Origin of the sequence: Actinoplanes xinjiangensis (genome assembly GCF_003148685.1) — a bacterium.
GTDB classification, from domain to species: domain Bacteria; phylum Actinomycetota; class Actinomycetes; order Mycobacteriales; family Micromonosporaceae; genus Actinoplanes; species Actinoplanes xinjiangensis.
In genome coordinates, this window is sequence record NZ_QGGR01000050.1 from 1 (window position 1) to 12,125 (window position 12,125).

The 12,125-nt window shown below is 70.5% G+C and carries 11 protein-coding genes and 1 pseudogene; 8 read left to right on the forward strand and 4 right to left on the reverse strand.

Features of this window, described 5'->3' with window-relative positions; all coding sequences use genetic code 11:
* A pseudogene (locus BC793_RS46855) lies at positions 1-423 on the forward strand (SPFH domain-containing protein); the annotation flags it as partial.
* Between the two features lie 111 nt (positions 424-534).
* On the forward strand, positions 535-1,203 hold the full coding sequence (locus tag BC793_RS46860) for a hypothetical protein (protein ID WP_109603131.1): 669 nt from the start codon (positions 535-537) through the stop codon (positions 1,201-1,203).
* Here BC793_RS46860 and BC793_RS46865 read toward each other — a convergent pair.
* Positions 1,200-2,003 carry a TrmH family RNA methyltransferase gene (locus tag BC793_RS46865; RefSeq protein WP_109603132.1) on the reverse strand — a complete coding sequence of 268 codons (804 nt, stop codon included), beginning with the start codon at positions 2,001-2,003 and terminating at the stop codon, positions 1,200-1,202. The genes BC793_RS46860 and BC793_RS46865 overlap by 4 nt on opposite strands.
* Positions 2,004-2,054: 51 nt before the next feature.
* Between BC793_RS46865 and BC793_RS46870 the strand changes: the two genes are divergently transcribed.
* Positions 2,055-3,626 carry a flavohemoprotein gene (locus BC793_RS46870; RefSeq protein ID WP_109603133.1) on the forward strand — a complete coding sequence of 524 codons (1,572 nt, stop codon included), beginning with the start codon at positions 2,055-2,057 and terminating at the stop codon, positions 3,624-3,626.
* Positions 3,627-3,636: 10 nt separating this feature from the next.
* On the opposite strand, the gene BC793_RS46875 is transcribed toward BC793_RS46870, so the two are convergent.
* Positions 3,637-4,005 carry a cupin domain-containing protein gene (locus tag BC793_RS46875; RefSeq protein ID WP_109603134.1) on the reverse strand — a complete coding sequence of 123 codons (369 nt, stop codon included), beginning with the start codon at positions 4,003-4,005 and terminating at the stop codon, positions 3,637-3,639.
* Between the two features lie 55 nt (positions 4,006-4,060).
* Positions 4,061-5,365, reverse strand: a complete 1,305-nt coding sequence (locus tag BC793_RS46880) for a MurL-like N-terminal domain-containing (RefSeq protein WP_487246610.1) — start codon at positions 5,363-5,365, stop codon at positions 4,061-4,063.
* Between the two features lie 74 nt (positions 5,366-5,439).
* On the opposite strand from BC793_RS46880, the gene murD reads away from it, so the two are divergent.
* The gene (gene murD / locus BC793_RS46885; protein WP_109603135.1) at positions 5,440-6,792 is read left to right on the forward strand and encodes a UDP-N-acetylmuramoyl-L-alanine--D-glutamate ligase; all 1,353 of its coding nucleotides are present in this window, start codon (positions 5,440-5,442) and stop codon (positions 6,790-6,792) included.
* Here murD and BC793_RS46890 read toward each other — a convergent pair.
* Positions 6,720-7,385, reverse strand: a complete 666-nt coding sequence (locus BC793_RS46890; RefSeq protein ID WP_146246775.1) for a hypothetical protein — start codon at positions 7,383-7,385, stop codon at positions 6,720-6,722. The genes murD and BC793_RS46890 overlap by 73 nt on opposite strands.
* Positions 7,386-7,855: 470 nt before the next feature.
* Here BC793_RS46890 and BC793_RS46895 point away from each other — a divergent pair, with 470 nt between their 5' ends.
* The 4 genes from BC793_RS46895 (at position 7,856) to BC793_RS46910 (ending at position 12,111) form a co-directional block, all read left to right on the forward strand.
* Entirely contained in the window at positions 7,856-8,854 is a 999-nt protein-coding gene (locus tag BC793_RS46895; RefSeq protein ID WP_109603137.1) for a MurR/RpiR family transcriptional regulator, read from the forward strand.
* Between the two features lie 41 nt (positions 8,855-8,895).
* A complete protein-coding gene (locus BC793_RS46900) occupies positions 8,896-10,209 on the forward strand; it encodes an extracellular solute-binding protein (RefSeq protein WP_109603138.1) in 1,314 nt (437 codons plus the stop codon).
* A gap of 70 nt (positions 10,210-10,279) precedes the next feature.
* Entirely contained in the window at positions 10,280-11,254 is a 975-nt protein-coding gene (locus BC793_RS46905) for a carbohydrate ABC transporter permease (protein ID WP_109603139.1), read from the forward strand.
* Positions 11,254-12,111: a carbohydrate ABC transporter permease gene (locus tag BC793_RS46910; protein ID WP_109603140.1), complete on the forward strand. Its 858-nt coding sequence runs from the start codon at positions 11,254-11,256 to the stop codon at positions 12,109-12,111. The genes BC793_RS46905 and BC793_RS46910 overlap by 1 nt, the downstream gene beginning before the upstream one ends.
* Positions 12,112-12,125 lie beyond the last annotated feature (14 nt).

Sequence of the window (12,125 nt, forward strand, 5' to 3'; positions counted from 1 at the left end):
CAGGCCGAGGGCCAGGCCAAGGCGATCCGGACGGTCTTCGACGCCATTCACCAGGCCAACCCGTCGCAGAAGGTGCTGGCCTACCAGTACCTCCAGTCGCTGCCGCAGATCGCGAACGGCACCGCCAACAAGGTGTGGATCCTGCCGACCGAGCTGACCAGGGCACTGGAGGGTCTCGGCGGTGCGCTGGGCGGTCTGGCGAACACGGTCGGCGACGAGCCCCGGCACGGCGGCCTCGACCCGGTGGCCGTCGAGCGGGAGGCGACCGAGGCGGCCGAGGAGGCGGCGGCCGAGGCGCGCCGGCTCGACGCCGAGGTGCGGCAGGCCGAGGCCGAGGCGCTGCCGGCGCCCGACCCGATTCCGCCGACCGCCGCGCTCGGTGGGGCCGACTACGACGGGGCGGCGCATATCGAGAAGCGCTGAATATGTGAGATCAGCCGCAATTCAGGCGCGTCGTTTGGCATGCTCGCAGCAGGATTCCCGACCGGTGCCCCCGGCCGCTCGGCTTGTTGCCCCTGCTACTGAGGCGGAGCCATGAGCATCAGCCATCGTCAGACGGCGAGTGGGCGGCCCTTACGGGTCGCCCCCGCCTGGGTCGGCGCAGCGTCCCCGGCCGAGTCGGACGGGCACCTCCTGCCGGTCCGGGACGCGATCTGGATCTGGTCGGTCCGGCGGTACGCGAGACTCGCCCTGTGGGCGCTGCCGGCCTCCGCTGTCCTCTACGGCTGGCTGACCCTCGGCGTTCAGGGCCCGCCCGGCCCGCTCGTGGTCGGGCTGCTCGCCGGCTGGCTGGCCGTGATCGCCGTGATCGCGCTGGCCGGCCTGCTCGCCGGGTCCCGTACCCGGCGGTGCGCGCTGGCCGGTCTGCTCGTCACGCTGGCCGGCGGCACCATGCTGGTCCCGCTGGCGGGTCTGCCCGAGGACGCCGTCGTGGCGAGCGCTCCGCTGGTGGCCGGGCACGTCACCGATCTGTTCGCCGCCGCCGTGGTCATCTCGGCGGCGGGGCTGCTGCTGCTCGGCTGGGCGGTCTTCCGGTCGAAGCTGGTCAACCCGGCCGACGGGGTGCTGCTGATGCTGGCCGCCCTGGCGATGGGTGCCGGCACCACGACGGCCCAGCCGGTCCCGACGGTCGGCGCGTTACTGCTCCTGGCCGCCGGCATGGGCCTGGCCTGGACCGGCGGCCGCCTGGTGCCCCGCTCCTAGCTCGGCTCCGCTCCCAGCTCGTAGAAGGCGACCGCCGCGGCGGTCGCCACGTTCAGCGAGTCGACGCCGTTGTACATCGGGATGACCACCCGTACGTCGGACGCCTCCAGCGCCGTGCGGGTCAGCCCCGGCCCTTCGGCGCCGAGCAGGAGGGCCGGCCGGGCCCGCTGCTCCGGTGTCAGGGCGCGCAGCGACACCGCGTCCGCGGCGGGGGTCATCGCCAGCAGGGTGAACCCGGCGTCCCGGATCGCCGCCAGGGTGCCCGGCCAGTCGTCGGACTTCGCATACGGGATGGCGAACACCTCGCCCATGCTGACCCGGACGGCCCGGCGGTAGAGCGGGTCCGCACAGTTCGGCGACAGCACCACGGCGTCGATGCCGAGGGCGGCCGCGCTCCGGAACAGGGCGCCCAGGTTGGTGTGCGTGTTCAGCCCCTCCAGCACCGCGATGCGGCGGGCGCTCGACAGCAGTTCCGGCAGGTCCGGCAGCGGCCGGCGGTGGAACGACGCGAGGATGCCCCGGTGCACGTGGAACCCGGTGATTGACTCCAGGACGGCCGGGGGAGCGGTGTAGAGCGGCGCGTCGGCCGGCAGCCCGGTCAGCTGGTCCGCCCGCTTCTGGTCGACGAACGCCGACCGCAGCCGGTATCCGGCGCGCAGCGCCCGGCCGATCACCAGCTCCCCCTCGGCGATGAACAACCCGTTCGGCGGCTCCCATCGGGTCCGCAGTTCGACGTCGGTGAGGGCGCGGTAGTCGCCGATCCGCGGATCGTCCGGGTCGGTGATGGTCAGTGCGGGCACAACGGCATTATTCGCGGCATGCCCACCGGGGTGTGCGGGTAGGGTTCTTCTGTGTCGTCTGGTTCGGGTCCTGGGTCAGATCCGCATCTGCTGTCCCTGCTGCGCGCCATCCGGTTGCGCCAGAACGCCCCGGACGCCGCCGCCGCGGGCCAGGCCGACGCCGCCGCCGCGCTCTCCGAGATCGCCGCGAAGAAGAAGGAGAAACAGGACCCTGAGCCGGAGAAACCCCGTCCCGCTGACGCCGGCCTGCTGTGGCGCGGCGATCCGGGTGCCACGCTGGGCCGCGCGAGCATGAAGGCGGTGCCTCCGGTCGGCGGGGTCAACCCGTCCGGCCCGGCCACCCCGGTGCCGTACATTCCGCCGATCGCCGGTGTCCGGCCGATCGGCGCGCCCGGCACCGAGTTCCCGACCGCCCAGGACTATCCGTCGATCCCGCGCCGTTTCCCCGGCCGGACACTGCCGGGCCCCGGCTCCGGCCCCGGCCGTGACGGCATGGACCCGGCCGACGACGCCGCCCTGCGCGACACGCAGCGTCTGCTCAGCACCAGCCTCACCTTCGCCGGGGGCCCCGGCGAGGTCGCCGGCCGGCTCTGGGACGCCCTGCACCAGGCTCAGCCGGGCCTGCTCGACTCGTTGCCGGGGGCACCCGGCGCCCAGCGTTCCCAGCTGGCCCGCGCCATCACCTGGCTGATCCACACCATGGACGACCCGCCCGCCCTGGTCACCGGCTGCTCCGCGCTCGGTGCCGCGCTCGCCGAGTGCGGCATCCAGTGGAACCAGTTGCACCTGGTCGGTGCGGCCCTCGCCGAGGCGATGCGCACCGGCATGGCTCCCGGCGCCTGGCGGCAGGACTTCGACCAGGCGTGGCGCTGGACGTGGCAGCACACCTACGACTGGATTGTGCACGGGGGGACGCTCACGGCGTACCAGCCGACCGTCTGGGACGCCGAGGTCGTCGAGCACGACCTGCGCCGCGACGACCTGGCCGTGGTGCGGCTGCGCCCGTTCCTGCCGATGCCGTACCAGCCCGGTCAGTACGCCCGCTTCGAGGTCCCGGGCGTGCCCGGTATCTGGCGGCCCTACTCGCTGGCCGGTGCCCCGCACCGCGACGACGTCATCGAGCTGCACGTCCGCGCCAAGACCGAGACCGGCGTCAGCGGCACCCTGGTCCACCACACCGGCCCCGGCGACCGCCTCCGCGTCACCCGTGCCGAGGGCGACATGGCGCTGCCCGCCGAGCCCGGCCGGGGCGTCCTGATGATCGCCGGGGACACCGGGGTGGCCCCGATGAAGGCGATGCTCGCCGAACTCGCCGCCACCGCCGACACCCGCCAGGCGGTTCTGTTCTGGGGCGTCCGCGACCTGACCGAGCTGTACGACATCGAGGCCCTCACGGCTTTGGCCGCGGAGTGTCCCCGGGCCACGGTGGTTCCGGTCGTCGCCGAGGGGGACCCCGGACCGTACCCGTCCGGCCTGGTGACCGACGCGGTCGCCGCCTACGGCGAATGGACCCGGCACGAGGTCTACCTGGCCGGCCCGCCCCTGATGATCGCGAGTACGAGTGCCGCCCTCCAGCAGCTCGGCGTCCCGCCCGGCCGCATCCACCACGACCCGCCGGAGTGACCGCCGCGGGTCACGGCTGCCGGACGGCGTAACCGGGGACGGACGGCCAGCGCACGGTGAGGACGACGGACTCCTCGGCGGCATACCAGGAGTGGTCCACACCGCGCGGCCAGACCACGTAGTCGCCCTGCTTGTCGAGGACGACCGTGCGCCCCGGGAACTCCATGTGGAAGCAGCCGCTGATCAGCACGAGCAGGGCGGTGCGCTCCTCGCCGCGCACCCACGCCGCCCGCCGGTCGCCCCGCGGATGCCGTCCCCACTTGATCTCGACGTCGGTGCTGTGCCGCGGGTCGCCCTCCGGCTTGAAATATCCCAGCAGCCAGCCCTTGTCGGCGAGTGCGTCCGGGTCGGCGTTGCCCACATAGATCTCGTCTCCCACGCCGGGGAAGAATACCGTCCACCGGCCCGGCGGCGTCCGTCAACAGCCTTGCGCCTCAGGTGGCCGCCTCGTCGAGGAGTTTGCGGTAGGCCGGCGGGATGTGGTGCGGCCCGCCCGGGGTGAAGACGTTCGAGTGGGAGGCGTCGGCCCACGCCGAGTCCGGGACGGCGGCGCGCAGCGCGACGAGCACCGGGGCGTCGTCGGTCAGTAGCGACAGGGCGACCAGGCACTCCTCGGCCTCGCCCACGCACTCGAACGGCTTGTGCCCGCCGACGCCGAGCAACTCCAGGAAGCCGGGTGTCTGGGCCGGGTCGGCGAACAGGTCGTGCCCGAAGATGTGCGCCAGCCGCTCCCGGGACATGTGCGGGGCCATCGCCAGGAAGACGAACCGGCACTTCGGACAGTCACCGCACCAGCGGGCCGTCGGGTCGTGCAGCTTGAACGCCTTGTTACAGCTGGTGACGACGTCATCATACGCGGTGTGACCGGCGAACAGCTGCGCGATGTGCAGCTCGGAGAGCGGGCGGAGCAGCGAGAAGTACGGGTCGGTGAGCCCCGCGTACGCCGCCACGGCGTCGCGTAACAGGCCCTCCGCCTCGACCCCCTTCGACCACTGGTGGTTGACCTCGTGCCCGTTCCAGATCAGGTTGGGGTCGGAGGCGGACCGCTCGTTGGACATCACCACCGGCCCGAGCCCGTGCCAGACCGCGGTCGCGATCGCGATCAGCGAGTTGATCGCGGTGACCGGGATGTGCCCGTTCAGGGCGCCCGCCTTGTTCAGCTCGAAGAGCCGCGGGTCGAGCCGGCGGCGGGCGGCCAGCGCGGGCAGGCCGGAGGCGGCGTTCACGTTCTCGATCACCGGGTTCGGATTGACCGAGAACGGCACCGGGTCGAGCCCGGCGGCGCGCAGGATCTCGAGGGTGACGATGGAGTCCTTGCCGCCGCCGACGGCGGAGAGCGGCCGGCCGCCCGGCGCGTCGGACGGCGCCGCGGCGGGGATCTCGCCGGGCGTCTCGACGGTCAGCTCCAGCACGTGCGGCAGCTGATTGCGGTACGCGTACTCCGCCATGCCCTTGGTGTAGACGGCGGTGAAGAAGGCCGCCACCGCGGCCGGGACCGGCTCGGGCGCGACCACCCGGGCCGGCGCGCCGACCTTGAAGTAGCTCACCCCGGCGACCACGTGCAGCAGGCCCAGCACCCTGGTCAGCGCCTCCGGCACGGCCGGGTCGGCGGGGACCGGCAGGGTGATCGTCTCGGTGAACCGCAGCGGCGACGGCCCGTCCAGCAGGTAGTCGAACGTCGCCACCCCTGTCACCGGATCGAATGCGTACGAGGGGAAGCGCATGACGTCGAACTGCACCCGGAACTCCTGTCGTGAAGGTCGAGGGGGCAATATTAGTGCGTCCGAGGACGGCGCGACCCGAGGAGACAGACGTGCGCCTGGCAGACCTGCGGGGCCGATCGGTGGCGGTCTGGGGGACCGGCCGTGAGGGCCGGGCCGCGGTGACCGCGATCGCCCGGCACGAGCCGTCCCGCCTCATCGCGGTCGACGACAGTGCGAACTACCTGTCCGTGGAGTGGACCGGGGAGCTGGCCGCCCTGGCCCCGCTGGCCGGCGGTGAGCACGCGTTCGCGGCCCTGGCCAGCGCGGACGTGGTGGTCCGGTCGCCCGGGGTGCCGTCCACCCATCCGTTCATGATCAAGCTGCGCGAGCGCGGGGTCACGGTGACCGGCGGCAGTGCGCTGTGGATGGCCGAGCACGCCGCGACGACCGTCGGGGTGACCGGGAGCAAGGGCAAGAGCACCACGTCCAGCCTGATCAGCCACCTGCTGACCGCGGTGGGCCGGCCGAACGCGTACGGCGGGAACATCGGCGTGCCGCTGCTCGACATGCCCGAGGCGGAGCTGTATGTGCTGGAACTCTCCAGTTACCAGTGCGCCGACCTGACCGACTCCCCGCGGGTCGCCGTGGTGACCTCGCTGTTTCCCGAGCACCTGGACGCGCATGGTGGCGAGCGCGAATATTACCGGGACAAACTCAACCTCCTGCGGTACGGACCCGAGCTGATCGTGGTGAATGGGACGGACCAGCGGCTGCGCGACGAGCTCCGCGGGGTGCTCGACGCGAGTCACTTCAAGCCGGTCGCGGCGGCCGCCGACGATTCCCGGTTCCGGGTCGAGGACGGCCGGGTCTGGTGCGGGGCCGAGCCGCTGTTCGACCGGGACGCGCTGCGCCTGAAGGGGCGGCACAACGCCGGCAACCTGTGTGTGGCGCTGGCCGTGCTGGACGGCATGGGTGTCGACGTGCCGGGGCAGCGGGCGGTCCTGGAGGCGGCCGTCCGGGACTTCCAGGGGCTGCCGCACCGGCTCGCCGAGATCGAGGACCCGTCCGGGCTGACCTTCGTCGACGACACGCTGTCAACCAGCCCGTACGCGGCGATGCATGCCATCGAGGCGTACGAGAACCGGCCACTCACCGTGTTGGTCGGCGGCACCGACCGCGGGCTCGACTACACGCCGTTACGGGACTTTCTGGCCGAACGGGAACTGACAGTGATCGGCCTGCCGGACAGCGGGCCCCGGATCCTGGAGACGCTGGCCCGGCTGCCGCGGGTGCGGACCGAGCCGGCCGAGGATCTGGTCGACGCGGTCCGCCTGGCCCGTAAGGTCACGCCGGCCGGCGGGGTGGTGCTGCTGTCGCCGGCGGCACCGAGCTATGGCCGTTTCCGCAACTTCGAGCATCGCTCCGAGGCGTTCGCCCAGGCGGTCCGGGACACCGCCGAGTAGGCCGCGGACGCGGCGGATGCGGGCGGCTCCCCCGAGTGGGCCGCGGGCGCCACGGACGCGGGCGGTTCCGTGCTGACCGTCCGCATCTGCGGGAAGTACACCTGCACGTCGCGGAACTCGGCGGACAGCCCGGTGGTCACGGTCGTGCTCAGGTGCCGCACCCGGCGGATCTTCCCGCCGCGCTCGTCCGGGCACGGCAGGCCGGGCTCCGGGGCGATGTCCATGCTCGACGCGCCACTGCGGGCGCCGATGAGCCGGAAGCCGGTCGGGCCGTCGCCGGTGGGGTTCCCGGCGACCACGGCCTCCAGGCCGGTGCTGGTGCTGCCCGCGTTGTGCCCGGCGGTGGCACGGACGCCCCGCTCGCAGACGACGGTGTAGGCGGCCTCCTTCCCGACGTGGTAGGTGAACCCGATCTCCGGGGCGTTGCGGGCCAGGCGGGCCTCGTCCCAGCCGAAGGCGGCACGGACGTCCCCGCCGTCGATGAACCCGGTGTTGGTGGACGGGTCGAACCGGATCGCCGCGTGGGCCGCGGTGGGGGCGAGGAGGAGGCTGCCGGCGGCGATCGCGCTGATCATTACGGGTAGCAGTCGCATGCCCTTTTCTCCTGATTTGCGAAGCGATCATCCGATGCTTTCACGGCACTTCGTACGCACCGGTCAAAGAGGAGAACTCCGGCCATTCGGATGAGGGTGACCGCCTCTTTCGCGTCCCGGGTGCCCGCCGCCCGTACCGGAAATTTTTTTGATCTTGTTTCGTGCGTGACGACGATGTTTCGCCGCGTCACGGAGATCGGCCGAAAGGCCCATCTCGCGCTGGCCGAACGGCCGTCCCGCGCTCAACCAACGGATGGTCAGAAAACGGTCGTAAATCGGACATGTGATGGCTGTCACGTCGTATCGGCCATATGGGGATCGATGGTCGTCATCCGCCTGCGCCGAAACATCCGTTCATTCGGCCTGGCTGGTAACGGTTTTGAAAACTTCCTTCACAGTCTTGACAGCAGGGGGGCGTTAGTAAGAACTTTTACCGCGACAGTAAACAGTCCTTCCTGAAAGGGTGACCGATGGCTGAGCCGGAGATGGACGGCACCGCGAGTACCGCGGTCGCCGCCTCACTGGTTCGCGGTGCCGCCCGGATCGGGAGTGACCACGGGGGCGAGCGAATCACTACGAACGGCGTGAACCGCGCACCAGTCGACGGGGTGCTCGCTCGAGTCAGGACGCTGCTGCCGGACTTCACCGGGGCGCTGCAGCGGGTCGCCGAGCAGGTGCTCACCGACCCGGCCGCGGCCTCCCGGGCCACCATCGTCGAACTGGCCGAGCGCAGCGGCACCTCGCCGGCGACGATCACCCGGTTCTGCCGGGCGGTCGGCTTCGACGGCTACGCGGACCTCCGCCTCGGCATCGCGGCGGAGACCGGCCGGGCGCGCTCGGCCGGCTGGACCGTGGACATCGGCCGGGAGATCCAGCCGAACGATCCGCTGGAGCGGGTCCTCGGCCAGATCATGGCGGCCGACACGCGGGCCATGCACGACACCGCCACGCTGCTGGACCTCGGCGAGGTGGAACGGGCCGCGGGGGCGATCGCCGCCGCGGCGCGCGTGAACATCTTCGGCGCCAGCGGAAGCGCGCTGGTCGGCGAGGAGATGCAGTTCAGTCTGCATCGCATCGGCATCCCGGTGTGGGCCTGGACCGACGTGCACAACGGTCTGGCCAGCGCCGCGCTGTCGCGGCCCGGCGACGTCGCGCTCGGCATCTCGCACAGTGGCGAGACCGGCGAGACGATCGAGCTGCTCGCGGAGGCGAACAGCCGGGGCGCCACCACGATCGCGCTCACCAGCTTCCCCCGATCCCCGCTGGCCGAGTTGGCGGACATCGTCCTGCTCACCGCAACCCAGGCGACGACCTTCCGGCCGGACGCGCTCAGCGCCCGCCACCCGCAACTGGTCGTTCTCGACCTGCTGTACGTCGCCGTCGCGCAACGAACCCACGAACGTTCGCACGCCGCGTTCCAGCGCACCGCGCAAGCCGTGCACGGGCACAAGGCCGCGAAGGACAGCTGATGAACCCCTTTCTCAAGATTGAAAATCCCTCGGGAGGAACTGTGAAGCGCAAGATCGCGGTAGCCGCGGCGCTCGCCGCGTCGATGCTCGGCGTCACCGCATGCGGTGGCACCAGCAGCGACGAGGGCGCGACCTCGGCCACCGGCCAGGTCGACGGCAAGGGCAAGACCGTCAAGGTCTGGCTCATGGTCGACGCCGAGACCGCCTGGAAGGACGTCGTCGACGACGCCACCAAGCGGTTCACCGCGGCCACCGGCGCCCAGGTCAACGTCGAGTACCAGCAGTGGGCCAACCACCTCACCAAGCTGGACGCCACCCTGGCCGGCTCGGACGTGCCGGACGTGGTGGAGCTCGGCAACACCGAGTTCTCCAAGTACGTCTTCTCCGGCGGCTTCGCCGAGCTGAACAAGGGTGACTTCGAGAACTCCGGCACCTGGCTGCCCGGCCTCTCCGGAGCCTGCGAGTCCGACGGCAAGGTCTACTGCGTGCCCTACTACGGTGGCGCCCGCGTGATGATCTACCGCACCGACCTCTTCCAGAAGGCCGGCATCACCGAGGCTCCGAAGACCTACGCGGACTTCACCGCGGCGGCCGAGAAGCTGAAGGCCGGCAACGCGAACGACCCGAAGTTCAGCGCCGTCTACATGCCGGGCCAGTACTGGTACGCGGCGATGTCGTGGGTGAAGTCCTCGGGCGGCGAGATCGCGAAGAAGGAGGGCGACAAGTGGGTCGGCCAGCTCTCCACCCCGCAGTCGCAGGAGGGCCTCCAGAAGTGGGTCGACCTGACCAAGAACTTCTCCAAGGCTGACGTCACCAAGAACGAGAACGAGCAGGCCGGCATCTTCGCGCAGGGCTCGGGCGGCATCTTCTACGGCAACGCCTGGGAGCAGGGCTCGGCCGAGGAGACCCGCAAGGACCCGAACGACCCGACCTCCCCGCTGGTCCCGACCAAGATCAAGGGCAAGCTGGCCGCCGCTCCGATGCCGGAGATCCCGTCGTTCCTCGGTGGCTCGAACCTCGGCGTGACCGCCAAGAGCCAGAACAAGGAACTGGCCGCTCAGTGGATCAAGGCCTTCACCGACGCCAAGTCGATGGAGGGCCTGGCCAAGGCCGGCGCCCTGCCGAACGCGACCAACCTGCTGGACAAGGCCGCGACCGACAACCCGAAGATCGCCCCGGCCGCGCTCGCCGCGAAGAACAGCTGGTTCCCGCCGAACGCCGAGAAGTGGGCCGACGTGGAGAAGGCCAGCATCCTGCAGACCATGCTGACCGACATCCTGACCGGCAAGAAGACGGTCGCCGACGGCGCCAAGTGGGCTGACGAGCAGATCGCCACGACGCTCAACGAGGCCTGATGACCTGCCGCCCGCCCGACCTTCTGCCGGGCGGGCGGCACACCACTCCCACGGTGGAAGAGGATCTTTGATGCACGCCGTCGACTCCCGGCCGAACCCGGCGGAGGCGCCGCAGGCACCGCCGCCGCGGCACGTGGCCCGGGCCCGCAACCGCAGCCAGCGCGACTCCCGGGTGGCGTGGCTGCTCTCCCTGCCCACACTCGTGATCCTGATCGCGATGCTGGCCTACCCGCTCTACCGCATGATCGTGCTGTCCTTCCAGAACATGCGGTTGAAGGAGCTGTTCTCCGGCGCGACGCCGCCGTGGGCCGGTTTCGACCAGTACACCAAGGCTCTGACCGACGGCGTCTTCTGGGGCGTGGTGGGCCGTACCGCCGCCTTCACCGTCGTCTCGGTGACCCTCTCGGTCCTGCTCGGCCTCGGCATCGCGCTGCTGATGCGCCGGGTGCACGCCCGGGTCCGGATCTTCATGATGATCGCGATGATGTTCGTCTGGGCGCTGCCGCAGCTGGTGGCCGCGCAGTCGTTCCGCTGGCTCACCGACTCCGACTTCGGCGTCCTGAACTACGTCTTGACCCAGCTGGGCTTCGACTACGCGACCCACAGCTGGTTCGTGAACCCGTGGGAGGGCTGGGCGGTCATCACCACGCTGGTGGTGTGGGCCGGCATCCCGTTCCTGGCGATCTCGCTGAGCGCCGGGCTCACCCAGGTGCCCAAGGAGTTGCTGGAGGCGGCGACGGTGGACGGCGCCTCGCCCTGGCAGGCACTGCGCAACATCACCCTGCCGATCCTGAAGCCGCTCCTGATGATCGTCACGACGCTGTCGGTGATCTGGAACTTCGGCCTCTTCACCCAGAACTGGGCGCTGCGCGACGGGCACCCGGAGCCGGTCTACCAGACCCTGGCGACGTTCTCGTACACCCAGGCGTTCGGCCGGTCCAACTACAGCTACGGCTCGGCGATCGCGGTGATCACCGTCCTGCTGATGCTCGGCGTGATGGTCTTCTACATCCGTCAGATGTTCAAGATCGGGGAGGTCGACTGATGGCCAAGCACGACGAGGGCGTCGTCACCGTAGGCCGTAGCCGTATCGGTACGTTCTTCGCGAACACCACCGGCATCGTCTTCGGCCTGGTAATGATCTTCCCGGTGTACTGGGTGCTCAACACGGCGTTCAAGCCGGACTCCGAGGTCCGCAGCTTCACGCCGACGTTCTTCCCGAACGAATTCACCCTGGACAACTTCAAGTCGGCGCTCGGTGAGGAACTCTTCATCCCGAGCATGATCAACGGGCTGATCATCACCGCCATGGCGGTGGCCTGTGCGCTGGTCGTGGGCTTCCTGGCGGCGCTCGCGATCGCCCGGTTCAGCTTCTACGGCCGCAAGGCGATCATCCTGGTCATCCTGGCCGTGCAGCTGGTGCCCTTCCTGGCGCTGCTGATCCCGCTGTTCCTGATGCTCCAGGGCGCGAACCTGACCAACTCGCTCGTCGGCGTGGCCCTGGTGTACCTGGTGCTGCTGCTGCCGTACACGGTCTGGACACTGCGTGGTTTCATCTCCGGTATCCCCCGGGAGCTGGACGAGGCCGCGATGATCGACGGCTGCACCCGGCCGCAGGTGTTCTGGCGGATCATCCTGCCGCTCACCGGCCCGGGTCTGGTGGCCACCTCCGTCTACGGGTTCATCCAGGCGTGGAACGAGTTCATCATCATCAACACGCTGAACAACCCGCAGAAGCAGAACCTGATGGCCTGGCTGCTCTACAACCAGACCGAACGCGGTACCGCCTGGGGCCCCCTCATGGCCGGTGCGATCATCACGTCCATCCCCGTGGTGGTCTTCTTCCTGATCATTCAGCGCAACATCGCCACCGGTCTGACGGCCGGCGCCGTCAAGGGTTGACCCGAGAGGAATAT